This window comes from Streptomyces sp. NPDC002403, assembly GCF_053593015.1.
On record NZ_JBSFBQ010000013.1, the window covers coordinates 147,393 to 172,159 of the forward strand.

Genomic DNA, 24,767 nt, shown 5'->3' on the forward strand with positions numbered 1-24,767 from the left:
GTGCGAACCCGCTGGCGCGCCGCCCACATCCTCGCCCACCATGACGGCGGTCACGCGCTGCTGCGCGGCGGCGAGATCGTGTGGGACGGATCCACCATCGCGTACGTCGGAAAGCGGTACGACGGCCCCGTGGACGAGGAACTGGACCTCGGCGAGGCGCTGGTGATGCCCGGGCTCATCGACCTGGACGCCCTCACCGACATCGACCACCTCGTCCTGGACTCCTGGGCGGCGCCGGATACCGGCGGCGGACTCCTCTGGTCGCGGGAGTACTTCACCGACCGGCGTCACGACGTCTTCACACCGGCCGAACGGGCCACCGTCCGCGAGTACGCACTCGTCCAGCTCGCGCTGCACGGCATCACCACCTACATGCCCATCGCCTCGGAGGTCCACAGCGCCTGGGCCGAGCCGTACGACGAACTCGTCGCCATGGCGGAGACCTCCCGGCGGATCGGCCTGCGGGGCTACCTGGGCCCCGCCTACCGGTCCGGCGTCAATGTGACACTGCCCGACGGCAGCCGCGGCGTCGAGTTCGACGAGGAGCGCGGCCGCGACGGGCTGCGGGACGCCGTGCGCTTCCTCGACCACGTGGCCGGACTGGACGACCCGCTGGTCAACGGCGTACTGCTGCCGTGCCGCATCGAGACACTCACCGAAGAACTCCTGCGGGAGACCGCCGCGATCGCGCGCCGGCGCGACGCCCTCGTACGGCTCCACTGCCTGCAGGGCATGCACGAACGGGACCTGGTGCGCCGGCTGCACGGCACCACGCCCCTGCGCCTGCTCGAACGCGCCGGGCTGCTGGACACCCGGCTCCTCGTCCCGCACGGCATCGTCATCGACCGGCATCCCGGTGTGCACGGCGAGGACCGCGGCGATTTGGCGACCCTCGCGGCGGCCGGCGTCTCGGTCGTCCACTGCCCGCAGACCTCGCTGCGCTACGGCCAGGTGCTGCACTCCTTCGACGCGTACCGGAAGGCCGGGGTCAACCTCTGCCTGGGCACCGACTCCTTCCCCCCGGACCTGATCCGGGGCATGGACCTCGGCGTCCACCTCGCGAAGGTCGTCGACGGGCGCGCCGACGCGGCGCCCGCCGAGCGCTACGTCGAGGCGGCCACGCTCGGCGGCGCCCGCGCGCTGGGCCGCACCGACCTCGGCCGGCTGGAGCCGGGTGCCCAGGCGGACCTGGTCGCGTTCCGGCTGGACGACATCCGCGACGGCGTGCAGGACGACCCCGTCCGCACCTTCCTGCTGAACGGCACCGCCCGGCAGGCCACCCACTCCGTCGTGGCCGGACGCCCGGTCATGACCGACGGCCGCATCCCCGGCGTGGACCCGGTCAACCTGCGCCGCCGCGCCCAGGACCTGTTCGACAGGATGCGCGAGGCCTACAGCGAACGCGACGTGCGGCGCCGCGGCGCCGATGAGCTGTTCCCGCCGACGTTCCCGCCGTTCCGGGAGACGCGCTCTTGACCGAGTCCGGACCGTCCCACGTCGAGCACGCCGAGCGGACGATCCGTACCCGCGTCCTCAGCGGCGCGTACCCGCCCGGCTCGCGGCTGCGCGAACGCGAACTCTCCGACGCGCTGGGCGTATCGCGCATCCCCGTCCGCGAGGCACTCACCCGGCTGACGGGGGAGGGCCTGGTGGTGATCTCGCCACGACGTGGCGCCTGGGTGCGCAACCTCTCGCTCCGCGACGTGGCCGAACTCTTCGACCTCCGGCTGAGCCTGGAGGTGTTCGCCGCGCGCCGGGCCGCCGAGGCCTGCGCCGGCGGACGCGGCGGTGAGCGGCTGCGGGAGCTCATGGAGGCGGCCGGGGACGCCACCCGGCGCGGCGACATCGACGAGATCCCGGCCGCCAACACCGCCCTGCACGCGGAGATCGTCACGATGACCGGCAACCGCCTGCTCCAGGACGCCCTGCAGCCCTCGCTCGGTCTGGTGCAGTGGCTCTTCACCCTCACCGGCGGCCTCGACCCGCGCGTCCAGTGCACCGAGCACCAGGACATCTGCGCCGCGATCCACGCCGGCAAGCCCGACCTGGCCGATGCCCTCGCCTACGCGCACATCGAGAGGGGCCGCGGCCCCTCCCTGGCGGCCCTGGCCGAGGTGCTCCCGGCCGAGTGACCGGCGGCGGCAGGACGGCCGCCGCCGGAGAACCGCGCACCGGCACCCGAGACAAGGAGATCCACCACATGCTGATCACGAACGTCCGCCCCTGGGGCGGCGAACCCAGCGACATCGAGATCGAGAACGGTGCGATAGCCGCGATCACCCCGCACGACCCGGACCGTACCGAGGACGGCGACACCGTGGCAGGACGGGGACGGCTCGCCCTTCCGTCGTTCTCCGACGTCCACTGCCACCTGGACTCCACCCGCATCGGGCTCCCCTTCCGCCCCCACACCGGCGCACCCGGTGTCTGGGCCATGACCATGAACGACCGCGCCCACTGGCGCGAGGACGAATGGAGCGTCGCCGAGCGGGCCACGTACACCCTGGGCCGCATGATCGAGCGCGGCACCACCCGCGTCCGCAGCTACGCGCAGATCGACGCGGACTGCGGCCTGGAGCGGTTCGAGGGCGTGCTCGCCGCCAAGGAGGCGCACGCCGGCCGCTGCGAGGTCGAGATCATGGCCTTCCCGCAGGCCGGTCTGCTCAAGGAGAAGGGCGTGCCGGAGCTGATGGACCGGGCCCTGTCCGCGGGCGCGGCCGTGGTCGGCGGCATCGATCCCTGCACCCTGGACCGGGACCCGGTACGCCATCTGGACATCGTGTTCGACCTCGCCGAGCGCCACCGGGCACCGGTCGACATCCACCTCCACGAGCCCGGGCCGCTGGGCGTGTTCAGCGTCGACCTGATCCTGGAGCGGGTGCGCGCCCTCGGCATGGCCGGCCAGGTGACACTGTCGCACGCGTACGACCTCGGCGGTGTCGACGAGGCGACGACGAGGCGGCTCATCGAGGAGTTCGCCGAGCTGGACATCGCGATGGCGACCGTCGCGCCCGCGCAGCACCGGGCGCTGCCGCTGGCCGATCTGACGGCCGCCGGTGTGCGGGTCGGCCTCGGCGAGGACGGCCAACGCGACTTCTGGTCGCCGTACGGCAACGGGGACATGCTGGACCGCACCTGGCAGCTGGCCTTCACCAACCGCTACCGGGCCGACGAGCTGATCGAGCACTGCATGGCCGTCGCCGGTCGTGGCGGTGCCTCGATCCTGCGTCCGGAGCTGCCGCGCCTGACGTCGGTGGCCGACCGGCCCGGTGTCTCGGTGGGCGACGCCGCCGATCTGCTGCTGGTCGACGGCGAGACCGTGACGTCCGCCGTGATGGACCGCGGGAACGACCGTACGGTGCTGCACGCCGGACGCGTCGTCGCGGACGGTATGGAGCTCGTCGGCTGACCCGGGCGCACATACGCCGGAGCCCGTCCACCACGTGGTGGACGGGCTCCGGCGTATGTGCCGCGGTGCTACGCGGCGGCCTTCGCGGCATCCGGCACGGTACTGTCGTCCGCCACCAGGTGGCAGGCCACCTGGCGCGGCGCCGCTTCCGGGCCGCCCTCGCCCGGCAGCGTCCGCAGCACCGGCGACTCGGTACGGCACCGGTCGGTGGCCAGCGGACACCGGGTGTGGAAATGGCAGCCGGGCGGCGGGTCCAGCGGGCTGGGCAGCTCGCCGCCGAGCACGATCCGGCTGCGGCCCCGCTGCTCGGCGGGGTCGGGCACCGGCGCCGCGGACAGCAGCGCCTGGGTGTAGGGATGCCTGGGCGCCGCGAACAGCTCGGCGGCCGGGGCCTGTTCGACGATCCGGCCCAGATACATCACCGCGATGCGGTCCGCCAGATACTCCACCGCAGCCAGGTCGTGGGTGATGAAGAGGCAGCCGAAGCCCCGGTCGCGCTGGAGGTCCGCGAGCAGGTTGAGCACCGAGGCCTGGACCGACACATCGAGCGCCGAGGTCGGCTCGTCGGCCACCAGCAGCGCGGGGTCGACCGACAGGGCGCGGGCGATGGAGACCCGCTGGCGCTGGCCACCGGACAGCTCATGGGGGTTGCGGTCCGCCAGCTCGGGCCGCAGACCGACCTGGGCGAGCAGCTCGTCCACCCGGTCCGCGGCCTCGGCGCGGTTCGCCATGCCGTGCAAGCGCAGCGGCTCCGCAATGATCTGACGAATCGTCATGCGCGGGTTGAGTGAGGACGACGGGTCCTGGAACACCAGGTGGAAGTCCTTGCGCAGGGGCCGGAGCGCACGCGGCGTGAGCGTGGTGACGTCCGTGCCGTTGATCTCCACGCTGCCGCCGGTCGGACGGTCCAGGCGGACCACGCAGCGTCCCACGGTCGACTTGCCGCTGCCCGACTCCCCGACGAGGCCGACGACCTCACCCGGCAGAATCGTCAGCGACACACCGTCCACCGCCTTCACGGTGCCGCCCGACGCGTCGAAGTGCCGCTTGAGGTCGCGCACGGCCAGCACCGGGGTGACGGTCCCCGCGGTGCCGGCGGGTGGGGTGGGGCTGGCGGTCATCGGACGGTTCCCTTGCTCGGATCGGGACGGGACGGGTCGGTGCCGGCCGGGTGGTGGCAGGCGATCAGATGGGGCCCGGCGGCCTGCCGCAGCGGGGGACGGCTCGTCAGGCAGTCCGCGTCGGCCGACGCGCACCGCGGCGCGAAGCCGCATCCCACGGGCTGCTCGCGCAGATCGGGCACCAGCCCGGGGATCTCGTTGAGCCGGGTCCGGCCGCCCTCGCCGCGGCTGCCGGGACGCAGTACGGCACCGAGCAGGCCCCGGGTGTACGGGTGCTGCGGCGAGGCGAACAGTTCGTCCACCGGGGCCTGTTCGACCGGGCGGCCCGCGTACATCACCAGGACCCGGTCAGCGGTGTCCGCGACGACCCCGAGGTCGTGGGTGATCAGCACGATCGCGGTGCCCAGCCGGTCCCGCAGGGAGCGCAGTACATCGAGGATGCCCGCCTGCACCGTCACATCGAGCGCGGTGGTCGGCTCGTCCGCGATCAGCACCGCGGGGTCGCACGCCACGGCGATCGCGATCATCACCCGCTGCCGCATGCCGCCGGAGAGCTGGTGAGGATACTCGTCCACCCGCTTGCGCGGGGCCGGGATGCCGACGATGCCTAGCAGTTCGACCGCCCGCTCCCTGGCCTCGCCCCGGCTCAGACCCTGGTGCCGGCGGAGGACCTCGGTGATCTGCCGTCCGACGGTGAGCACCGGATTGAGCGAGGTCATCGGCTCCTGGAAGATCATCGAGAGCCGACGGCCGCGCAGCGAGCGCAGCTGCTTCTCCGGCGCGCCGACCAGCTCCTGACCGTCGAGGGTGATCGACCCGCCGACCCGGGCGGTCGGCGGCAGCAGCCCCATCACGGCCATCGAGGTGACGGACTTGCCGCACCCCGACTCGCCGACCACGGCCAGCACCTCGCCGGGCGCCAGGTCGTAGGAGACCCCGTCCACGGCGTGCACGGTGCGTTCCGCGCCGTGGAAGGAGACCGACAGATCGCGGACCCGGAGCACCGGACCGGAGCCGTCGCGGGGGCCGGGCACGGGCGCGGTGGACGTTTCGACTTCGGTCACCGGGAACCTCCGCGGGGGTCGAGGATGTCGCGTACGCCGTCACCGAGCAGGTTGAACGCCAGGGTGGCGAGCACGATGACCAGACCGGGGAAGACCGCCATCCAGGGCGCGTCCGCGATGAAGGGCTGGGCGCTGGAGAGCATCACACCGAGCGAGGGGGCGGGCGGCTGCACCCCGAGGCCGAGGAAGCTGAGCACCGCCTCGCCGATGATCGCGGACGGGATGCCCACGGTGGCCTGCACGATCAGCGTCGAGGTCGCGTTCGGCAGGATGTGGCGGAAGAGGATCACACCGTCCCCGGCGCCGTTGGCGATCGCCGCGCCGACGTAGTCCAGGTGCTTGAGCCGCAGGGTCTCGGCGCGGGTGACGCGGACGATCCCCGGGATCTGGGAGATGCCGATCGCGATGGTCGCGTTCTGCAGCGAGGGGCCCAGCACCGCGGCGAGTCCGACGGCCAGCACCAGGAACGGGAAGGCCAGCATGGTGTCGGTCAGCCGGGAGACCACCGTGTCGGCGAACCGGCCGTAGTAGCCGGCCACCAGCCCCAGCGGGACGGCCACGACGAAGGCCAGCAGTACCGCCGCCACGCCGACCTGCATGGACGCGGTGACCCCGACCAGCACCCGGGACAGCTGGTCGCGGCCCAGGTCGTCGGTGCCCAGCCAGTGCGACCAGCTGGGCTCGGCCAGCGCGGCGCCGAAGTCCGGCCGGGCCGGGTCGTACGGGGCCAGCAGCGAGGAGAAGAGCGCGACGAGCACGAACACCGCGGCGAGCACGGCACCGACCAGTGCCAGCCGGTTGCGGCGCAGCCTGCGCAGCGAGGCGGCCAGCCGCGCGGCGCGGCCGGAGGAGGGCCGTGGCACGGGGTCGACGGCCGCACTCGGCGCCGGGGACGGGGCGAGGGTCATCGGGAACCTCCGAGCCGGATGCGCGGGTCGACCACGGAGTACAGGAAGTCGACGAGCAGATTGATCAGGATGTAGGCGGCCGAGGTGAACAGCACCACGCCCTGGACCATGGCGTAGTCGCGGGTGAAGACCGCGTCGATGGTGAGCTTGCCGAAGCCCGGCAGGACGAAGACCTGTTCGGTGACGACGGCGCCGGAGATCAGATGGCCCAGTTGCAGGCCCAGCACGGTGATCACGGTGACGAGTGAGTTGCGCAGCCCGTGCCGGCCGATCACGGCGGCCGGGGCCAGCCCCTTGGCCCGTGCGGTGCGCACATAGTCCGAGGACATCGCGTCGATCATGGCCGCTCTGGTCTGGCGCATCACCACCGCGGCGAGGCCGGAGCCCAGCACCACGGCGGGCAGCACCAGCCGGCGCAGGTTCTCCAGTGGATCGGTGCTGAACGGCACGAATCCGGAGGCCGCGAAGACGGGCATGGCGATGGCGAAGAGCAGCACCAGCACGATCCCGAGCCAGAACGAGGGCACCGACATGCCGAGCAGGGCGATGCCGTTGGCCAGCCACTCCGCCGGCTTGCCACGCCGGACCGCCGCCAGCACCCCGGCGCCGATGCCGACGACGACGGCCATCAGCAGGGACAGCGCGGCCAGTTCGAGGGTGATGGGCAGTGCCTGGGTGATGGAGTCCAGCACGGGGAGCCCGGTGCGGGCCGAGGTGCCGAAGTCACCGGTGGCCGCGTGGCTGACGTAACGCCAGTACTGGACCGCGATGTTGTCGTTGAGCCCGTACTCCTCGCGGATCGCGGCCAGGACCTCCGGGGAGGTCTGCTCACCGGCGAGGGCCTGGGCGGTGTCGCCGGGCATCGCGCGGACCCCGAGGAAGACGGTGATGCTGACCAGCACCATGGTCACCAGCGACATGCCGATCCGGCGGCTCACGTACGACGTGAGCAGTCTGCGCAGGAGTTTCACCGGCTCCCCTTCGTGTAGCCGGCTTCCTTGACCTTGATCAGGCCGTCACCGGAGAGCTTGATCCCGCTCACGTCCTGCGAGGCGGAGACGTAGTTGATGTTCCGGTAGAGGTAGATGACGCCGTGCTGCTTGTTGATCGCGGCGGTGAGCCTGCGGTAGATCTCGCGGCGTTCGGCGACATCGGAGGTGCTGCGGCCCTCGACGATCAACCGGTCGATGGTCGGGTCCGAGAGCTTGCCCTGGTTGTTGCTGCCCTTGGTGCCGACGAGGCTGTCGATGTTGCCCGCCGGATCCGGCTGGCCGCCCCAGCCGCCCGTCCGTGCCTCGAAGTCGCCCGCGAGGGTGCGGGTGAGGCCGGTGGCGAACTCGGTCGGCCGCAGCTTGACCTCGAAGCCGGCGTCGGCGGCCATGGCCTGCACGACCTGGCCGAGACGGCTGTCGTCGGGAGTCGTGTTGATCATCAGTTCCAGCGGCACCGGAGTCTTCACCCCGGCGGCCTTCAGCAGTCGTTCGGCCTTCGCCACGTCCCGCTTCGGGCAGGTGAGCGGAGAGCTGAGCGGAGTCCCCGGAGGTACGGGGCCGCAGGCCGGTTCGTACATCCCCTGGAAGACCAGCTTGTTGATCAGTTCGCGGTCCAGGGAGAGATCGAAGGCCTCCCGTACCCGTACGTCGTGGCCGAAGGGGCTGTCGACGGGGCTGGGGTCCTTGTCGATGCCGTGCGAGTTGCCGACGTTGAGGGTGAGGGCCATGTAGCCGAGCGACGGGGTGTTGAGGAGCTGGAGGTCCTTCTCGCCCATGGAGTTGCGTACCTCGACCGGGCCCATCTGGTCGCCGATCTGGATGTCACCGGACCGGATGTTGGCCATCCGGATGGTGCCGTCGGTGATCGTCTTGTAGATGACGCGGTCCAGGTGGACCTGGTCCGCGTCGTAGTACAGCGGGTCCTTCTCCAGCTCGATCCGGTCGCCGACGACCCGCTTGACGTACCGGAACGGGCCGACGCACGACGGATGCGCGGCGAAGTCCCTGCCGTACGTGCTGAGCGCCTTCGGGGACATGATCAGCCCGGCCGTGTTGGCCAGCCGGCCCAGGAGCGGGACATCGGGATGGCTGAGCGAGAGCCGCACGGTGTACGGACCGATCGCCGTGACCTTCTGTACGGAGTCGATCTCGGAGGCCCGCCCGGAGCCGCGCAGACGCAGGTGCCGGTCGAGCGAGGTCTTCACCGCCTTCGCGTCCAGCCGGGCGCCGTCGCTGAACCTGGCGTCCTTGCGGACGTCGAAGGTGAAGGTCCTGCCGCCGTCGGTGATCTTCGGCATCGAGGCGGCGAGCTGCGGTACGAACTTGTTGTCCTGGTCCACGTCGTAGAGCTGTTCGCACATGGAAGAGAACACGGTGCGGGCGACCAGGGTCGACGTCAGGCTCGGGTCCAGCATGTCGGGATCGGACTTCAGCCCGATCGTGACCGTGCCGCCGTCGCGTACGGGGCGCATGTCGGTGAGCCGGGCTCGGGCGGTGGTCTCCTCGCCGGGGGGAGAGAGCGAGCTGCACGCGGTGTTGATCACCAGCAGCGCGGCCACCGAGAGAGCGGCCGGAATTCGACGCACGGGAACAGCCTCCTTCGGGACGGCAGGCAGGACGGCAGAACGGCAGAACGGCAGGGCGGCCGGAGGGCCGGACGACTGCCGGTGCGGGTGCACGTTGAGGCGCAACGGTATACCAAGAGGCTCGATCGTCAATCGGAATATGGTGTGCCGTTTGTCGTACCGCAAGGAAACATGCTGGATATAAGGGGCAAGCTGCCCTATGTGGTGCCGGAGCGACTGTTCAGCCGAGACCTATTTGGTATACCGATATGGGAAAGTCTTGGTGAATGAGGTGAAGAACCGGCGCCCGTGGGGGAGTTGTGCCGCTGCCACCGGGTGCTGGACCAGGGTGCTGCGGTGCGCCGTCGGAGGAGTCGACGACGGCGGCGAAGGGGGCGAAGGGGGGCGGGGCCGGGGTGTGGTCACCGGTCCCGGGAGAAAAAGGGAGCGGGGAGGGGCCCGCCGCAGGCGTGGCCCCTCCCCGCTCAGTGGTCCTGCTACCGCTTCCTGCCGCGGCCGCCCTGGTCCGGGTCCGTCAGCCCGGCCCGCCGCAGGGCATCGGCCATGGCACTGTTCACCGGCGCCGGTGCCGGACGGGCGGAGCCGCCCCCGTTGCCGCCGCCGCGCCGGTCGCGGTCCTGGCCGCCCTGCCCCTGACGCTGCCGCGGCGGCCGGCCGCTCCGGCCGCCGCGCTCGCCCCGCTCACGCCTCGGGCCGCCGCCCTGGGGGCCCGTACCGGCCGCCGCCTCGTCGTCCAGCCGCAGCGTCAAGGAGATCCGCTTGCGCGGCACGTCGACGTCCATGACCTTGACCTTCACGATGTCGCCCGGCTTCACGACGTCCCTCGGGTCCTTCACGAAGGTCCGCGACATCGCCGACACGTGCACCAGGCCGTCCTGGTGCACGCCGATGTCCACGAACGCGCCGAACGCCGCGACATTGGTGACGACGCCCTCCAGCACCATTCCGGACGCCAGATCGCCGATCTTCTCGACGCCCTCCTTGAAGGTGGCCGTCCTGAACGCGGGCCGCGGGTCGCGCCCCGGCTTCTCCAGCTCCTTCAGGATGTCGGTGACCGTCGGCAGACCGAACTTCTCGTCCACGAAGTCGTCGGCCCGCAGCGACCGCAGCACCCCCGTGTTGCCGATCAGCGAGGCGACGTCACCGCCGGTCCGCTTCACCATCGCCCGCACCACCGGATACGCCTCCGGGTGCACGCTCGACGCGTCCAGCGGATCGTCGCCCCGGATGCGAAGGAAGCCCGCGCACTGCTCGTACGCCTTCGGGCCCAGCCGTGCCACGTCCTTGAGCGCCTTGCGGGACCGGAAGGGGCCGTTGGCGTCGCGGTGCGCGACGATGTTCTCGGCGAGCCCCGAGCCGATTCCCGACACCCGCGAAAGCAGCGGCGCGGAGGCGGTGTTGACGTCGACACCGACACCGTTCACACAGTCCTCGACGACCGCGTCCAGCGAGCGCGACAGCTTCACCTCGGACAGGTCGTGCTGGTACTGCCCGACACCGATCGACTTCGGGTCGATCTTCACCAGCTCGGCGAGCGGGTCCTGCAGCCGCCGCGCGATGGAGACGGCGCCGCGCAACGACACGTCCATGTCGGGGAGTTCCTGCGAGGCGAAGGCCGACGCCGAGTACACGGATGCGCCCGCCTCGGAAACCATCACCTTGGTGAGCTTCAGCTCCGGGTGCTTGTCGATGAGTTCACCGGCGAGCTTGTCGGTCTCCCGGGACGCCGTGCCGTTGCCGATCGCGATCAGGTCGACGTCGTGGGCCTTCGCCAGCCGCTCCAGCGCGGCCAGCGACTGGTCCCACTTGTTCGCCGGGACGTGCGGATGGATGACATCCGTCGCGACGACCTTGCCGGTCGCGTCGACGACGGCGACCTTCACACCCGTACGGAAACCGGGGTCGAGCCCGAGCGTGGCCCGGGTCCCGGCCGGGGCGGCGAGCAGCAGATCGCGCAGGTTCGACGCGAAGACGCGTACTGCCTCGTCCTCCGCCGCCGTGCGCAGCCGCAGCCGCAGATCGATGCCGAGGTGCACCAGGATCCGGGTCCGCCAGGCCCAGCGCACGGTGTCGCCGAGCCACTTGTCGCCGGGTCGGCCGCGGTCGGCCACGCCGAAGCGCCGGGCGACCATGTTCTCGTACGTCGAGGGGCCGGGCGTCCCGGAGGGCTCCTCCGGCTCCAGGACCAGATCGAGCACGTCCTCCTTCTCGCCCCGGAGCATCGCGAGCACCCGGTGCGAGGGCAGCGCGGTGAACGGCTCGGCGAAGTCGAAGTAGTCGGCGAACTTGGCGCCCGCCTCCTCCTTGCCGTCCCGCACCTTGGCGGCCAGCCGCCCGCGCGACCACATGCGCTCACGCAGCTCACCGATCAGATCGGCGTCCTCGGAGAACCGCTCGGTGAGGATGGCACGCGCCCCCTCCAGCGCCGCCGCACCGTCCGCGACACCCTTGCCGGCGTCGACGAAGGCGGCGGCAGCGGCGAGCGGCTCGACCGAGGGATCACCGAGCAGGCCGTCGGCGAGCGGTTCGAGCCCGGCCTCCCGGGCGATCTGCGCCTTGGTGCGCCGCTTGGGCTTGAACGGCAGATAGATGTCCTCGAGGCGGGCCTTGGTGTCGGCGGCCCGGATCTGCGCCTCCAGCGCCTCGTCCAGCTTGCCCTGCTCGCGTACCGAGTCGAGGATCGCCGCCCGGCGGTCCTCCAGCTCCCGCAGATACCGCAGCCGCTCCTCCAACGTGCGCAGCTGCGCGTCGTCGAGCATCTCGGTCGCTTCCTTGCGGTAGCGCGCGATGAACGGCACGGTCGACCCGCCGTCGAGCAGCTCGACGGCCGCCTTCACCTGCCGTTCGCGTACGCCGAGCTCCTCGGCGATCCTGCCTTCGATGGACGTCGTCACGGTTCTACCGACTCGCCTTCTCGTACTGGCTCTACTGGCTGTGCATGCCGGGGCAGGGCCCCTTCGCCTGCATTGTGCCGGGTGGCCGGGCGCCGTGTCGCCCGGCCACCCCCGTTGTCGGCCGGACGGCGGCTCAGCCCTTCCCGATCAGATCGGCCGGGAACGCGCCCGCCGAAGCCGCCGTGAACAGGAACCCGCGCGCCAGTTCGGTCAGCCGCTCCACACCCTCCGCGCCCAGGTGCTCGTACGGGGCCGCGTCCATCCGGTCCGTGGCCTCCTCCAGCTCCGCCCGGAGCGCGACGCCCGCCTCCGTCAACTCGCCCTCGGTGTCCAGGAGTCCGCGCCCGCGCAGCCGCTCGCAGGCCGCGTCCCAGTCCTCACGGCGCCAGCCCCGGGTGGCGAGCACCCAGCCCGGGGACATCCCCTTGCCGGTCGCCGTGTGGCTGACCAGGGCCTCCAGCGGGTCGAGTCCGGCGGCCAGGAGCGCGGCGAGATGGCCGTCGCCGCGGTGTTCGCGCAGCAGCGCGCCGGCGTGCCAGAACGCCAGATGCGGTTCCTCGGGCACCGGGAGATCGGCATGGGCTGCGTAGAGCGGCCGGGCGTGTCGGGTGCACCCCTCGGCCGCGCGCAGCGCGAGCTCCGCCGCCTCCGCCAGCTCCGGAGAGGCGATGACCTCCTCGCCCAGCAGCCGCCGCAGGGTGGTGTCGGCGGCGCGCAGCCGGGCGTCCAGGACCGCCTGCGGCGAGGCGACGGACCAGACGGCGGGCAGGTGCCGGGCCACCAGGTCGTGGTTGAAGTTGTAGAACGTCGCGGTGACCGTGCCCGGTCCGACGGCGCCCATCGCCGCCGAACGCACGGCGAAGTAGGCGGCGTTCGAGTCGTCGATGCCGAGCTCCCCGAACTCCTTGCCGAGGTCGGGGGAGAAGTAGAACGTCGAGTGCAGCGGGTTGATGGCGTTGTGGCAGCGGCGTCCGGCGCGAGGCGGCAGAGTACTCATGAAGGCACATTACCGACCGGTTGGTACGCCTGGTAACCCCGGGCGGTGCCCGAATCACGGCGGCCCCGTCATGGCAGAAAAGGTGGGTTCTTCGTCATTGCGGTCATATACGGGGCCGACCAGGATGACAGCCATGACGCAGCGATCCGTACTCGTCGTCCTCTACGAGGGAGTCCAGAGCCTCGATGTCACCGGGCCGGTGGAGGTCTTCGCCGGGGCCTCCCGCTTCCCCGGCGCCGGATACGCGCTGCGCACCGCCTCGCTCGACGGCGCCCCGGTCCGCACCAGCAGTGGCCTCGTCCTCGTCCCCGACGGCGCCCTGGCCGACGCCGAACCGCCCCACACCCTGCTCGTCCCCGGCGGCGAGGGCACCCGCGCCCCGGACCCGGTACTCGTCGACTGGCTGCGGACACACGCCCCGCGGGCCGAACGGCTCGTCTCCGTCTGCACGGGCGCGCTGCTGCTCGCCGGGGCCGGACTGCTCGACGGGCACCGGGTGACCACGCACTGGACGGTCTGCGACCACCTCGCCCGCAACCACCCGGCCGTCGAGGTCGACCCGGACCCGATCTTCGTACGCGACGGCCGGCTCGCCACCTCCGCCGGGGTCACCGCCGGAATCGACCTGGCCCTCGCACTCGTCGAGGAGGACCACGGCAGGGACATCGCGCTGAGCATCGCCCGGCACCTCGTGGTCTTTCTGCGCAGGCCCGGCAACCAGGCCCAGTTCAGTGCCCAGCTCACCGCCCAGACCGCCCGGCGCGAACCGCTGCGCCAGGTCCAGCACTGGATCACCGAGAACCCCGGCGAGGACCTCTGCGTCGAGGCGCTCGCCGCCCGGGCCCGTCTGTCGCCCCGTCATTTCGCCCGCGCCTTCCAGGCCGAGACGGGCCTCACGCCGGGCCGTTACGTCGACCGTGTACGGCTGGAACAGGCCCGCCGGCTGCTGGAGGACACCACCGACGGTGTCGCCGGCATCTCCCGGGCCTGCGGCTACGGCACCCCGGAGACCATGCGCCGCGCGTTCGTCAAGGCGCTGGGCACCGCCCCCGCCGAATACCGCCGCCGCTTCCGTACCGGGCCGGCCACCGACTGACCGCTCGCCCGCTCGTCCGACCGCTGGACCGCTCGACCGCGAAAGGGAACCCATGCAGATCGCCATCGTCCTCTTCGACCGCTTCACCGCACTCGACGCGGTGGGCCCCCATGAAATGCTCGCCCGCACCCCCGGCGCCGAGACCGTGTTCGTCGCCGAACGGTCCGGGCCGGTGCGCAATGACACCGGCACCCTCACGCTCGTCGCCGAAAGGACCTTCTCCGAGGTACCGGCACCGGACGTGGTGATCGTGCCCGGCGGCCCCGGCCAGCGCGACCAGATGGAGAACGAGACGCTGCTCGGCTGGCTGCGCACCGCCGATGCCACCAGCACCTGGACCACCTCCGTCTGCACCGGTTCGCTGCTGCTCGCCGCGGCCGGACTGCTGACGGGCCGGCGCGCCACCTCGCACTGGCTCCTGCTGGACGTGCTGAAGGAGTTCGGCGCCGAGGCGACCGGCGAGCGCGTCGTCATCGACGGGAAGTACGTCACCGCCGCGGGCGTCTCGTCCGGCATCGACATGGGGCTCACCCTGGCGGGCCGGATCTCGGGCGACGAACACGCCATGGCCGTACAGCTGCTGACCGAGTACGACCCGCAGCCCCCGTACGACGCGGGCTCGCCGGAGAAGGCCCCGGCGGCCATGGTCGAGCGGTTCCGCGCCCAGCGCCACTATCTCCTCCAGTAGGGCGCGGGCGGTCGGACCGTCCAGGTGAAGCGCGGCGCGCGCCGTTCCAGGAAGGCGGCGACCCCCTCGGCGGTGTCGCCGCTGCCGCGCGCCTGCTCCGCCCAGTACGCGTCCCGGTCCTCGCGCCCGGCGGCGAACTCCTTCGCCGCCGCCTGCGTCAGCTGCGAGCGGGCCGTCAGGGTCGCCGCGTACGCCTCGACCCGCTTGTCCAGGTCGCCCGCAGGCAGCACCTCGTCGACCAGACCGGTGCGCAGCGCCCGCGCGGTGTCGATCAGCTCGCCGGAGAAGAGCAGATGCTTCGCCGTGGCCGGGCCGGTCAGTGCCACCAGCCGCCGGGTCGACGACGCGGCGTACACGATGCCGAGCTTGGCCGGGGTGACACCGAAGGACGCGCCCTCCTCCGCGAACCGCAGGTCGCAGGCGGCCGCCAGCTGGCTGCCGCCGCCCACGCAGTAGCCGCGGATCGCCGCGAGCGTCGGCTTGGGGAACGCGGCCAGCGCCTCCTCGGCGGCCACGGCGAGCGCCTGCGGATCGCCCGCCGGGTCCCGCAGCGAGGAGATGTCCGCACCCGCGCAGAAGGTGTCCCCGGCACCGGTCAGCACCAGTACCCGGACCGCGGGATCGGCCGCCAGCCGCTCCAGCAGACCGGGCAGCGCGCGCCACATCGAGGCCGTCATCGCGTTGCGTTTTGCGGGGTTGCTGATCATGACGGTGGCGACGCCGTCCGCGACGGCGTGTTCCAGCCCGGGTTCCGTACGGTCCATGCGCCGGATGCTATCCGTACCGTTCGAACCTATGATCAAGAAGGGGTCGCCGAACAGGCACGCACCGTGAGGAGCTTCCCGTGGCCGATCCCGCAACCGAGGGCAGGAGGCTGAGCCGCAGCTTCGGCTGGCTCGCCCTGCTCGGCACCCTTCTCGTCCTGGCCGGCGTCGTCGGTCTCGTCTACACCGGCGTCGCGACGCTGACCTCGATGCTCCTGTTCGGCTGGCTGCTGCTGATCGGCGGCATCGTCGGACTGCTGCACGCCATCGACTCCCGCGGCAGCGACTACTTCTGGCTGGGTGTCGTGGTGGCCGCGCTGAACATCGCGGCCGGAATCGTCGTCATCCGCCACCCGCACGGCACGGCGGAGGCGCTGACCATGTTCGCCGCCCTGCTCTTCCTGACCGGAGGGGTGTTCCGCCTCGTGGGCAGCGTGGTGGTGCGCGGCCCGCAGTTCGGCTGGACGCTGCTGCAGGGCGCCTTCGGCCTGCTGCTGGGGCTGCTGGTGCTCTTCGACTGGCCGCACAGCAGCCTCTACGTACTGGGACTCTTCTTCTCCCTGGCGCTGCTCTTCGACGGGCTCGGTCTGATCGCGATGGGGGTGGGCGGCCGTCGCATCGTCTCGATGGTCTCGGAACAGAGGGTGACCGGAGAGCTTCCCGACTCACCCCCGCGAGACGAGCAGAAGCGGTCCAATGATTGAGTCTTTTGTGTTCTGTCCGGTCAGAACATGTCGATAGAGGTCGAATTCTGTTCAGTGACCCGGGATGAGTCGACTACGCCCCGCACTCTGTACCCGACGTGCAGTCACCATCGAGCGGAGAGCGGGTACCGGACTATGGAGAGCCGCGGAAGTGTCCCGGCCCGGCCCGTGTCGTACGAGGGAGTCTGGCGGTTCACCGCCCCGGCCGTGGAGGTCTCCGTACCGCAGGCCCGGCACGCGGTGCGCGATCTGCTGAAGCGCCAGGGCGTGCCGCTGGACGAGGGCGTCGCCGAGGGGCTGCTGCTGATCGTCTCCGAACTGGTCACCAACGCGGTGAAGCACGCCGCGCTGCTCTCGCCGGAGCTCGCCGTCGAGGTGGCCGTCGGCGAGGAGTGGATCAGGGTGTCCGTCGAGGACAACCACCCCTACCGTCCGACGGCCCTGGAGACGGACTACGCGCAGACCGGCGGGCGCGGTCTGCTGCTGGTCCGGGAGATCACCCGGGAAGCGGGCGGAGCCTGCGATGTGGAGCACACCGCAGGCGGCGGAAAGATCATCTGGGCGGCGCTTCCGCTGGGCCCGAGGCTCTGACCACCGGCATCCGCCGGCGCGCCCGGTGCCGCCCGCCCGTCACCAGCCGGCGGACGGCCCGGTCAGCTCCCTGATCGCCGGACGCGCAGCATCCAGCACCGTCATGAACCAGGCCGAGAACGGCGACCGGGCATGCCGCTCGGCGAGCTCCTCGGCCGTCACGAACGCGGTCTCACCGACCTCCTCCGGGTCCGGCGCGGGCCGCTCCTGCGCCATTCCCACGAAGAGATGGTTGAACTCCTGCTCCACCAGACCCGAGGCCGGGTCGGGGTGGTTGTAACGGACCGTGCCCGCCTCGGCCAGCAGGGAGGGAGAGATCCCGAGCTCCTCGTAGGTGCGCCGGGCGGCGGCGGCGAAGGGCGCCTCACCCGGGTAGGGGTGACCGCAGCAGGTGTTCGACCAGACACCGGGGGAGTGGTACTTGCCGAGCGCACGGCGCTGGAGCAGCAGCCTGCCCTGCTCGTCGAAGAGGAAGACCGAGAAGGCGCGGTGCAGCTGACCGGGCGGCTGGTGGGCGGCGAGCTTCTCCGCCGTGCCGATGGTGGTGCCGTTCTCGTCGACCAGTTCGAGCATGATCGCTTCTGCTGTGCCGTTCGACGAGCTGTGCGCCGCGGTGGCTGGTGTGGTCGGCATACCCATCCTTCGCTATGGTCCCGGCCCGGTGCGCCGGTCCCGTCGATTCCGGTCAAGTCTGCCGTACAAAAGCCGCTTGTCCGCACCTCGGGGTCTGGCATGTCCGGTCCCGCCGCACCACGGGGCGCGGTGGGACCGGACGGTGCGTCAGACGCCGAAGGCGGCCGGGTAGCGGATCGTGCCCTGCGGCACCGGCGCGGATTCGTCCAGCACCAGGGCCATCATCGCCTCGTCCGGGACGTCGAAGCCCGGCCGGATCCCGTACCGCGACGCCGGTACGAAACCGAACTTCGGGTAGTACTCGGGATGACCGAGCACCAGGACGAGTGACTCGCCGCGCAGCCTTGCCGCGTCGAGCACCGCCCGCACCACCGCCTGCCCCGCGCCCCGGCGCTGGTGCTCCGGGGCCGTCGCCACCGGTGCCAGCGCGAGCGCCGGAGCGTCCCCGACCCGGCACCGGGTCAGCAGGGCGTACGCCGCGACGTCTCCGTCCGGGCCGTTTGTCGCGACCCGGGAGAGGCCGGGCAGCCAGGCCGCCGGGTCGACGCGCAGCGCGTCGACGAGAGCGGCCTCGTCCGGGGTCGGGAAGGCGGCGGCGTTGACCGTGTGCACGGCCGCCGTGTCCGCCGCCGTCTCCGGCCGGGTCGCCCAGCGCGGGTCGGCGGGGCGCAGCACGTAGCCGGCGTAGCCGTACTCCTTACCGTGGTCGCGCCGCATCGCCAGCTCCTCGCGGGTCGCCGCGAGCGCCCACGCCATGCCGGGTGCCGACACGTCGGCGGCCTCGACGCGCCCGGCGAGCGGGACGTAGTACTCGTCCCAGTCGCTGTCGGGCTGCACCAGCGCCCCCAGGACGTGGTAGCCGGCCGCCACGGCCGCCGCGGTGTTGCCCGCCACTGGGCGCATCGATGTCTCGCGCTCCCAGAAGGCGCGCGCCTCGGCCGTCGGCGCGTCCGTCGTCCAGACGCACTCGCTGACGACCAGGGAGCCGCCCGGGGCGAGCAGCCGCTTCCAGTCACGCAGGGCGGTGTCGAAGCCGATGACATACGCCGACCCTTCGGCCCAGACCAGGTCGAACGACCCGTCGGGGAAACCGGGGCCGGACAGCTCCGCCATGTCGGCCCGGACCGTACGGACGCGGTCGCCGAGCCCGCGGGCCTCGGCCGACTCGCGCAGTTCGTCGAGGAACGGCTGATGGAGGTCGACGGCGGTCACCTCGGCGCCGGCCTCGGCGGCGAGGAGCAGTGCGGCACGGCCGGGCCCGCAGCCCAGGTCCAGGACGCGCGGACGGTGCGGCAACGGGCCGGTGAGCTCCAGCAGCCGCCGGGTGGTGGCATCGGAGCCGGGGCTCTGCCGGGGCAGGCCGTGGTGCAGGGAGAAGAACGCCTCGGTACGGACGGCGTGGTCGTTGTCGGTCAACGTGGGAACCCTTGGTGTACGAGGGCTCCGGCCAACGGGTCGACCCGGTGCGAGTCGGGGGTGCTAGCCGAGAACCCGGGAGATGAGGAAGGACCGGATGCTGCGCCGGGCGGGCGCCGTCGCGACGGTCATCAACCTCAGCTCCTCTCTCGCACATGGGGAGGCCGAACGCCTCTGCGAATACCCTACACGGCCCGGCCGGACGGGCATCTCAGTGGCAGAGCCTCGCCTCGTGCTCGGCATGGCCGCTGGGCTCCAGCTGGAAGGTGCAGTGCTCCACGTCGAAGTGGACGCCCAGGCAGCCCTGCAGTTCGTGGAGGAGCTTCTCGTGCCCGATCGAGTCGAGCATGTCCTGGCGCACCACCACATGGGCGGAGAGCACCGGCATTCCCGAGGTGATCGTCCAGGCGTGCAGGTCGTGTACGTCCAGCACGCCGGGCAGGGCGGTGATGTGGGCCCGTACCTCACCCATGTCGACCCCCTTGGGTGCCGACTCCAGCAGCACATTGAGCGTCTCCCTGAGCAGCTTCACGGTCCGGGGAACGATCATCAGGCCGATGACCAGCGAGGCGATCGGGTCGGCGGCCTGCCAGCCGGTGGCCAGGATGATCCCCGCCGAGATCAGCACCGCGAACGAGCCGAGCGTGTCCGCGAGCACCTCCAGATAGGCACCGCGCACATTGAGGCTGTCCTTCTGCCCGCGCATCAGCAGCGACAGCGAGATCATGTTGGCGACCATGCCGACCAGGGCGAAGACGATCGTCAGCCCGCCCCTGGTCTCGGCCGGGGTGATGAAGCGCTCGACCGCCTCGAAGAGCAGGAAGCCGCCCACACCGAGCAGCAGCAGACAGTTGGCGAGCGCGGCGAGGATCTCGGCACGGGCGTAGCCGAAGGTGCGGTTCAGCCCGGCCGGCCGGTTGGCGAAGTGGATCGCCAGCAGTGCCATGCCCAGGCCGAGCGCGTCGGTCGCCATGTGGGCCGCGTCGGCGATCAGCGCCAGGGAGTCGGCGAGCACACCGCCGACGATCTCCACGACCATCACGGTGAGTGTGATGCCGAGCGCGATCCGCAGCCGCCCCCTGTGTGCTGCGGCCGCCGTGCCGGTGGGCGGCGGCCCGCCGTGTGTGTGCCCGTGGTCGTGCCCTGCCCCCATGGGTAACGCCTCCCGGTCGTCTCGCCGGCCCGGACGCGGTCGGCCCGGGCACTGCCAGTCAACTACGGGTGGGGGGTATCCGGCAATACGGTACTGAACACCGTTGTCATATGCTCTGACCTGCGGAAATGCTTGCAGGTCAGAGCGGCGGCGCGAGGGCCGGGAGTGGGTCGCGCCGATGCGTTTTGTCAGGCGGGGCGGCGATCGACGATGATGATCGCGGGCGGCGTCGCATGATGCCGGTCCACATCGAACAGAGCGCAAACGGGCAGTGAACTCGCGCTTCCGTTCATCCGATAGCCTCTGCCGACGTGCCGCCGGCCCGCATCCGGGCCGCACAGTCGCGCGCCGACCCCGTCAGCACCAAGGAGTGAGTTCGTCTGTCGACCGCCATCCTCACCGGTGCTCCGGTACCCGGGTCGTCGCTCGCGGACGACCTGCGTTCACTGGGCTTCGACGTACAGGCCGCCGCCGATGTGACCGAGGCCGCACGGCTGCTCTCGGCCGTCCCCGCGGACCGTCGCGTCGCACTGGTCGATCCCCGATTCGTCGGCCATGTCCACGCCCTCCGGCTCGGACTGACCGACCCGCGCTTCCCCGCAGCCACCGTGCCCGGCGCGCTCACCGCGCAGCCGGAGGCACGCCCCGCGCTCGTCCGGGCCCTGGACACCACGGCCGAGGCCGTCGGCGCCGGCGTCCCCACGGGCCCGCCGGACGCACCGGTCACCGACCGCACCGTGCCGGGCCGCATCGCGGCCACCATGGACGCCGAGGGCGCCGCCGTGCAGCGCCCCGAGCTGGGCTCGCTGGTCGCGGCCGTGCCGGTCGACGGGCCCGCGCGCGAGGCGGCGGAGAGCGCCCGCGCCGCGGTCGACGACGAGGCGGTGCGGCTGCGCAGCGCCGTGAAGGCCCACGACGGCTTCTTCACCACGTTCTTCATCAGCCCGTACTCCCGCTACATCGCCCGCTGGTGCGCCCGCCGCGGCCTCACACCGAACCAGGTCACCACCGCGTCCCTGCTGACCGCGTTGATCGCGGCCGGCAGCGCGGCGACCGGAACCCGCGGCGGCTACATCGCCGCCGGGCTCCTGCTGCTCCTCTCCTTCGTCCTGGACTGCACCGACGGGCAGCTCGCCCGCTACTCGCTCCAGTACTCGACGATGGGCGCCTGGCTGGACGCGACCTTCGACCGGGCCAAGGAGTACGCCTACTACGCGGGCCTCGCGCTCGGCGCCGCCCGCGGCGGCGACGACGTATGGGCGCTCGCCCTCGGCGCGATGGTGCTCCAGGCCTGCCGGCACGTCATCGACTTCTCGTTCAACGAGGCCAACCACGACGCGGTGGCCAATTCGAGTCCCACGGCAGCACTCTCCGACCGGCTCGACAGCGTCGGCTGGACCGTCTGGCTGCGCCGGATGATAGTGCTGCCGATCGGTGAGCGCTGGGCGATGATCGCGGTACTGACCGCGGTGACCACCCCCCGGATCGTCTTCTACGCCCTGCTCATCGGCTGCGCCTTCGCCGCCTGCTACACCACCGCCGGGCGGCTGCTGCGCTCCCTGACCCGCAAGGCCGAGCGCACCGACCGCGCCGCCCGGGCACTCGCCGAGCTGGCCGACTCCGGACCGATCGCCCAGTTCGTCGCCGCGGTCGGGCCCCGGCTCGGCGGCAGCTGGAGCCCCCCGCTCACGGCCCTGCTCGCCGGGGTGCTCATGATCACCTCCGCGCTCACGCAGCCCTTCGGCAGCTGGCACACCATCCTGACCGCGGTGGTCTACGCGATCTTCTCCGGCATGGCCGTCTCCCGCCCGCTCAAGGGCGCACTCGACTGGCTCGTACCCCCGATATTCAGGGCGGCCGAGTACTGCACCATCCTGATCCTCGCGGCCCGCAGCGATGTCCCGGGAGCCCTTCCTGCGGCCTTCGGGCTGGTCTCCGCCGTCGCCTACCATCACTACGACACGGTGTACCGCATTCGCGGCGGCACCGGCGCGCCGCCCCAGTGGCTGGTACGCACGATCGGTGGGCACGAGGGCCGCACCCTGGTGGTGGCCGTACTCGCCGCCGTATTCACTCAGCACCCGGCTTTCACCGTGGCACTCACCACGCTCGCTGTGGCGGTGGCACTGGTGGTGCTCGTGGAGTCCATCCGCTTCTGGGTGTCCTCCGGAGCACCCGCCGTTCACGACGAAGGAGAACCCGCATGATCGGCCTCGTACTGGCAGCCGGTGCAGGACGGCGTCTGCGCCCCTACACCGACACGCTTCCGAAGGCGCTCGTGCCTGTCGACGGCGAGAAGACGGTCCTGGACCTCACGCTGGCCAACTTCGCGGAGATAGGTCTCACCGAGGTCGCCGTCGTCGTCGGCTACCGCAAGGAAGCCGTGTACGACCGCAAGGCCGAGCTCGAGGCCAAGTACGGCGTCACCCTCACCCTGATCGACAACGACAAGGCCGAGGAGTGGAACAACGCCTACTCCCTGTGGTGCGCCCGCGAGGTCCTCAAGCGAGGCGTCATCCTGGCCAACGGCGACACCGTCCACCCGGTCTCCGTGGAGAAGACCCTGCTCGCAGCCCGGGGCAACGGCCAGAAGATCATCCTCGCCCTCGACACGGTGAAGCACCTCGCCGACGAGGAGATGAAGGTCATCACCGAGGACGGCAAGGGTGTGCGGCGCATCACCAAGCTGATGGAGCCGGCCACCGCGACCGGTGAGTACATCGGCGTCACCCTCATCGAGCCCGAGGCCGCCGAGGAGCTCGCGGACGCCCTGAGGACGACCTTCGAGCGCGACCCCGACCTCTACTACGAGGACGGCTACCAGGAGCTGGTGAACCGCGGCTTCACCGTCGACGTGGCCCCCATCGGCGAAGTGACGTGGGTGGAGATCGACAACCACGACGACCTCGCGAAGGGCCGTGAGATCGCGTGCCAGTACTGACCCGGCTCATTCCGTCCCCGGTCGTCGTCGACATCCGCAGCGGCGCCCTGGACGATCTGGCCGGCCTCCTCGCGGACCAGCGGATCTCCGCCTCCGGCAAGCTCGCCGTCGCGATAAGCGACGGCTCGGGGCGCGCCCTGCGCGAGCGACTGACCCCCGCGCTGCCCGGCGCCCACTGGTACCCCGTGAGCGACGGCACCCTCGACTCGGCGGTCAAGCTGGCCGACGACATCAAGGGCAACCGGTACGACGCCGTGGTCGGCCTCGGCGGCGGCAAGATCGTCGACGTGGCGAAGTACGCGGCGGCGCGGGTCGGGCTGCCCATGGTCGCGGTGGCGACGAACCTCGCCCACGACGGTCTGTGCTCACCCGTCGCGACGCTCGACAACGACAACGGCCGGGGCTCGTACGGAGTCCCCACCCCGATCGCCGTGGTCATCGACCTCGACATCGTCCGCCAGGCACCGGCCCGCTTCGTGCGCTCCGGCATCGGCGACGCGGTCTCCAACATCTCCTGCGTGGCCGACTGGGAACTCGCCCACGAGGTCAAGGGCGAGGAGATCGACGGACTGGCCGCGGCCATGGCCCGCCAGGCCGGCGAGGCCGTGCTCCGCCACCCCGGCGGGATCGGCGACGACGCCTTCCTCAAGGTGCTGGCCGAGGGCCTCGTGCTGACCGGCATCTCGATGTCCGTCGCCGGGGACTCCCGGCCGGCCTCGGGCGCCTGCCACGAGATCAACCACGCCTTCGACCTGCTGTATCCCAAGCGCGCGGCCAGCCACGGCGAGCAGGTCGGCCTCGGCGCCTGTTTCGCCATGCACCTGCGCGGCGCGCGCGAGGAATCGCTGCTCATGGCGGCCACCCTGCGCCGTCACGGCCTGCCGGTCCTGCCCGGCGAGATCGGCTTCAGCGCCGACGAATTCGTCCAGGCCGTCGACTACGCCCCGCAGACCCGCCCGGGGCGGTTCACCGTCCTGGAACACCTCAACCTGTCCACCGACCAGATCAGGGACGCGTACGCCGACTATGCAAAAGCCATCCATAGCTGAACTCCGTCCGGTCGTGCACCCCCCGGGTGTGAAGGACCGCCGCAGCGGTGAGCACTGGGCTGGTCGGCTCTACATGCGCGAGATCTCGCTGCGCATCGACCGGCACCTGGTGAACACCAAGGTCACCCCCAACCAGCTGACCTACGTGATGACGGTCGCCGGAGTGCTCTCCGCGCCGGCCCTGCTCGTCCCGGGCATCCCCGGCGCGCTGCTCGGGGTGCTCATGGTCCAGCTCTACCTCCTGCTCGACTGTGTCGACGGCGAGGTGGCCCGCTGGAAGAAGCAGTTCTCGCTGGGCGGGGTCTATCTGGACCGGGTCGGCGCGTACCTGTGCGACGCGGCGGTGCTGGTCGGCTTCGGCCTGCGCGCCGCCGACCTGTGGGGCACCGGACGGATCGACTGGCTCTGGGCCTTCCTGGGCACGCTCGCGGCCCTCGGCGCCATCCTGATCAAGGCCGAGACCGACCTGGTCGGCGTCGCCCGTCACCAGGGCGGGCTGCCGCCGGTCAAGGAGGCCGCCTCGGAGCCGCGCTCGTCCGGGATGGCACTCGCCCGCCGGGCCGCCGGCGCGCTCAAGTTCCACCGGCTGATCCTCGGGGTCGAGGCGTCACTGGTCATCCTGGTGGCCGCCGTCCTCGACACGGTCCGTGACGACCTGTTCTTCAGCCGCCTCATGGTCGCGGTGCTGGCCGGCATCGCACTGCTCCAGACGCTCCTGCACCTGGTGTCGATCCTGGCGTCGAGCAGGCTGAAGTGAGCAC

General features: G+C 71.6%; 22 protein-coding genes. 11 read left to right on the forward strand and 11 right to left on the reverse strand.

Annotation, left to right across the window (positions count from 1 at the left end; all coding sequences use genetic code 11):
- The 3 genes from ACWCPY_RS17310 to ACWCPY_RS17320 all read left to right on the forward strand — a co-directional run bounded on the left by ACWCPY_RS17310 (position 1) and on the right by ACWCPY_RS17320 (position 3,409).
- On the forward strand, positions 1 to 1,476 hold the full coding sequence (locus ACWCPY_RS17310) for a chlorohydrolase family protein (RefSeq protein ID WP_451265759.1): 1,476 nt from the start codon (positions 1 to 3) through the stop codon (positions 1,474 to 1,476).
- Positions 1,473 to 2,132 (forward strand): GntR family transcriptional regulator, encoded by a 660-nt coding sequence (locus ACWCPY_RS17315; protein ID WP_451265761.1) that lies wholly within the window; start codon positions 1,473 to 1,475, stop codon positions 2,130 to 2,132. Before ACWCPY_RS17310 ends, ACWCPY_RS17315 begins: the two co-directional genes overlap by 4 nt.
- 68 nt (positions 2,133 to 2,200) lie before the next feature.
- Complete coding sequence (locus ACWCPY_RS17320; RefSeq protein ID WP_451265763.1) at positions 2,201 to 3,409, forward strand: amidohydrolase family protein; 1,209 nt, start codon at positions 2,201 to 2,203, stop codon at positions 3,407 to 3,409.
- A 68-nt stretch (positions 3,410 to 3,477) separates the two neighbouring features.
- Here the strand turns inward: ACWCPY_RS17320 and ACWCPY_RS17325 are convergent, their stop codons facing one another.
- The 7 genes from ACWCPY_RS17325 to ACWCPY_RS17355 form a co-directional block, all read right to left on the reverse strand.
- Positions 3,478 to 4,530 (reverse strand): ABC transporter ATP-binding protein, encoded by a 1,053-nt coding sequence (locus ACWCPY_RS17325; protein WP_451265765.1) that lies wholly within the window; start codon positions 4,528 to 4,530, stop codon positions 3,478 to 3,480.
- Entirely contained in the window at positions 4,527 to 5,594 is a 1,068-nt protein-coding gene (locus ACWCPY_RS17330; protein ID WP_451265767.1) for an ABC transporter ATP-binding protein, read from the reverse strand. Before ACWCPY_RS17330 ends, ACWCPY_RS17325 begins: the two co-directional genes overlap by 4 nt.
- Positions 5,591 to 6,502 (reverse strand): ABC transporter permease, encoded by a 912-nt coding sequence (locus ACWCPY_RS17335; protein ID WP_451265769.1) that lies wholly within the window; start codon positions 6,500 to 6,502, stop codon positions 5,591 to 5,593. Before ACWCPY_RS17335 ends, ACWCPY_RS17330 begins: the two co-directional genes overlap by 4 nt.
- Positions 6,499 to 7,473, reverse strand: a complete 975-nt coding sequence (locus tag ACWCPY_RS17340; RefSeq protein WP_451265771.1) for an ABC transporter permease — start codon at positions 7,471 to 7,473, stop codon at positions 6,499 to 6,501. The genes ACWCPY_RS17335 and ACWCPY_RS17340 overlap by 4 nt, the downstream gene beginning before the upstream one ends.
- Positions 7,470 to 9,080 (reverse strand): ABC transporter substrate-binding protein, encoded by a 1,611-nt coding sequence (locus ACWCPY_RS17345; protein WP_451265773.1) that lies wholly within the window; start codon positions 9,078 to 9,080, stop codon positions 7,470 to 7,472. Before ACWCPY_RS17345 ends, ACWCPY_RS17340 begins: the two co-directional genes overlap by 4 nt.
- Before the next feature lie 476 nt (positions 9,081 to 9,556).
- Complete coding sequence (locus ACWCPY_RS17350; protein ID WP_451265775.1) at positions 9,557 to 11,974, reverse strand: Tex family protein; 2,418 nt, start codon at positions 11,972 to 11,974, stop codon at positions 9,557 to 9,559.
- Positions 11,975 to 12,107: 133 nt separating this feature from the next.
- Positions 12,108 to 12,971: an SCO6745 family protein gene (locus ACWCPY_RS17355; protein WP_451265777.1), complete on the reverse strand. Its 864-nt coding sequence runs from the start codon at positions 12,969 to 12,971 to the stop codon at positions 12,108 to 12,110.
- A 133-nt stretch (positions 12,972 to 13,104) separates the two neighbouring features.
- Here ACWCPY_RS17355 and ACWCPY_RS17360 point away from each other — a divergent pair, with 133 nt between their 5' ends.
- Together ACWCPY_RS17360 and ACWCPY_RS17365 are read left to right on the forward strand one after the other, a co-directional pair.
- Complete coding sequence (locus ACWCPY_RS17360; RefSeq protein WP_451265779.1) at positions 13,105 to 14,067, forward strand: GlxA family transcriptional regulator; 963 nt, start codon at positions 13,105 to 13,107, stop codon at positions 14,065 to 14,067.
- 52 nt (positions 14,068 to 14,119) lie between these two features.
- Positions 14,120 to 14,755, forward strand: coding sequence for a DJ-1/PfpI family protein (locus tag ACWCPY_RS17365; RefSeq protein WP_451265781.1), 636 nt, complete (start codon positions 14,120 to 14,122; stop codon positions 14,753 to 14,755).
- On the opposite strand, the gene ACWCPY_RS17370 is transcribed toward ACWCPY_RS17365, so the two are convergent.
- Positions 14,740 to 15,519, reverse strand: a complete 780-nt coding sequence (locus tag ACWCPY_RS17370) for an enoyl-CoA hydratase/isomerase family protein (protein WP_451265783.1) — start codon at positions 15,517 to 15,519, stop codon at positions 14,740 to 14,742. The two genes, ACWCPY_RS17365 and ACWCPY_RS17370, sit on opposite strands and share 16 nt — an antisense overlap.
- A gap of 80 nt (positions 15,520 to 15,599) precedes the next feature.
- Here ACWCPY_RS17370 and ACWCPY_RS17375 point away from each other — a divergent pair, with 80 nt between their 5' ends.
- Both ACWCPY_RS17375 and ACWCPY_RS17380 read left to right on the forward strand, forming a co-directional pair.
- A complete protein-coding gene (locus ACWCPY_RS17375; protein WP_451265785.1) occupies positions 15,600 to 16,223 on the forward strand; it encodes an HdeD family acid-resistance protein in 624 nt (207 codons plus the stop codon).
- Positions 16,224 to 16,358: 135 nt separating this feature from the next.
- Positions 16,359 to 16,814: an ATP-binding protein gene (locus tag ACWCPY_RS17380; RefSeq protein WP_451265787.1), complete on the forward strand. Its 456-nt coding sequence runs from the start codon at positions 16,359 to 16,361 to the stop codon at positions 16,812 to 16,814.
- Positions 16,815 to 16,853: 39 nt separating this feature from the next.
- Here ACWCPY_RS17380 and idi read toward each other — a convergent pair whose 3' ends face one another.
- From idi to ACWCPY_RS17395, 3 genes are all read right to left on the reverse strand, one after another.
- Positions 16,854 to 17,447: an isopentenyl-diphosphate Delta-isomerase gene (gene idi, locus ACWCPY_RS17385; protein WP_072484961.1), complete on the reverse strand. Its 594-nt coding sequence runs from the start codon at positions 17,445 to 17,447 to the stop codon at positions 16,854 to 16,856.
- Between the two features lie 147 nt (positions 17,448 to 17,594).
- Positions 17,595 to 18,863 (reverse strand): GNAT family N-acetyltransferase, encoded by a 1,269-nt coding sequence (locus ACWCPY_RS17390; RefSeq protein WP_451265790.1) that lies wholly within the window; start codon positions 18,861 to 18,863, stop codon positions 17,595 to 17,597.
- 211 nt (positions 18,864 to 19,074) lie between these two features.
- Positions 19,075 to 20,016: a cation diffusion facilitator family transporter gene (locus ACWCPY_RS17395; protein WP_451265792.1), complete on the reverse strand. Its 942-nt coding sequence runs from the start codon at positions 20,014 to 20,016 to the stop codon at positions 19,075 to 19,077.
- A gap of 437 nt (positions 20,017 to 20,453) precedes the next feature.
- On the opposite strand from ACWCPY_RS17395, the gene ACWCPY_RS17400 reads away from it, so the two are divergent.
- The 4 genes from ACWCPY_RS17400 to ACWCPY_RS17415 are packed head-to-tail and all read left to right on the forward strand — an operon-like array spanning position 20,454 to position 24,763.
- Complete coding sequence (locus tag ACWCPY_RS17400; RefSeq protein ID WP_451265826.1) at positions 20,454 to 22,223, forward strand: DUF5941 domain-containing protein; 1,770 nt, start codon at positions 20,454 to 20,456, stop codon at positions 22,221 to 22,223.
- The gene (locus ACWCPY_RS17405) at positions 22,220 to 22,957 is read left to right on the forward strand and encodes a phosphocholine cytidylyltransferase family protein (RefSeq protein ID WP_451265794.1); all 738 of its coding nucleotides are present in this window, start codon (positions 22,220 to 22,222) and stop codon (positions 22,955 to 22,957) included. The genes ACWCPY_RS17400 and ACWCPY_RS17405 overlap by 4 nt, the downstream gene beginning before the upstream one ends.
- Positions 22,945 to 24,006 carry an iron-containing alcohol dehydrogenase family protein gene (locus tag ACWCPY_RS17410; RefSeq protein ID WP_451265796.1) on the forward strand — a complete coding sequence of 354 codons (1,062 nt, stop codon included), beginning with the start codon at positions 22,945 to 22,947 and terminating at the stop codon, positions 24,004 to 24,006. Before ACWCPY_RS17405 ends, ACWCPY_RS17410 begins: the two co-directional genes overlap by 13 nt.
- Positions 23,984 to 24,763, forward strand: a complete 780-nt coding sequence (locus ACWCPY_RS17415; RefSeq protein WP_093551126.1) for a CDP-alcohol phosphatidyltransferase family protein — start codon at positions 23,984 to 23,986, stop codon at positions 24,761 to 24,763. Before ACWCPY_RS17410 ends, ACWCPY_RS17415 begins: the two co-directional genes overlap by 23 nt.
- Positions 24,764 to 24,767 lie beyond the last annotated feature (4 nt).

Excerpts from the sequence above, each read along its gene's own strand:
- ACWCPY_RS17320 (WP_451265763.1), top strand. The coding sequence starts at position 2,201 with ATGCTGATCACGAACGTCCGCCCCTGGGGCGGCGAACCCAGCGACATC.
- ACWCPY_RS17325 (WP_451265765.1), bottom strand. The coding sequence starts at position 4,530 with ATGACCGCCAGCCCCACCCCACCCGCCGGCACCGCGGGGACCGTCACC.
- ACWCPY_RS17335 (WP_451265769.1), bottom strand. The coding sequence starts at position 6,502 with ATGACCCTCGCCCCGTCCCCGGCGCCGAGTGCGGCCGTCGACCCCGTG.
- ACWCPY_RS17355 (WP_451265777.1), bottom strand. The coding sequence starts at position 12,971 with ATGAGTACTCTGCCGCCTCGCGCCGGACGCCGCTGCCACAACGCCATC.
- ACWCPY_RS17360 (WP_451265779.1), top strand. The coding sequence starts at position 13,105 with ATGACGCAGCGATCCGTACTCGTCGTCCTCTACGAGGGAGTCCAGAGC.
- ACWCPY_RS17365 (WP_451265781.1), top strand. The coding sequence starts at position 14,120 with ATGCAGATCGCCATCGTCCTCTTCGACCGCTTCACCGCACTCGACGCG.
- ACWCPY_RS17370 (WP_451265783.1), bottom strand. The coding sequence starts at position 15,519 with ATGGACCGTACGGAACCCGGGCTGGAACACGCCGTCGCGGACGGCGTC.
- ACWCPY_RS17380 (WP_451265787.1), top strand. The coding sequence starts at position 16,359 with ATGGAGAGCCGCGGAAGTGTCCCGGCCCGGCCCGTGTCGTACGAGGGA.
- idi (WP_072484961.1), bottom strand. The coding sequence starts at position 17,447 with ATGCCGACCACACCAGCCACCGCGGCGCACAGCTCGTCGAACGGCACA.
- ACWCPY_RS17395 (WP_451265792.1), bottom strand. The coding sequence starts at position 20,016 with ATGGGGGCAGGGCACGACCACGGGCACACACACGGCGGGCCGCCGCCC.
- ACWCPY_RS17405 (WP_451265794.1), top strand. The coding sequence starts at position 22,220 with ATGATCGGCCTCGTACTGGCAGCCGGTGCAGGACGGCGTCTGCGCCCC.
- ACWCPY_RS17415 (WP_093551126.1), top strand. The coding sequence starts at position 23,984 with ATGCAAAAGCCATCCATAGCTGAACTCCGTCCGGTCGTGCACCCCCCG.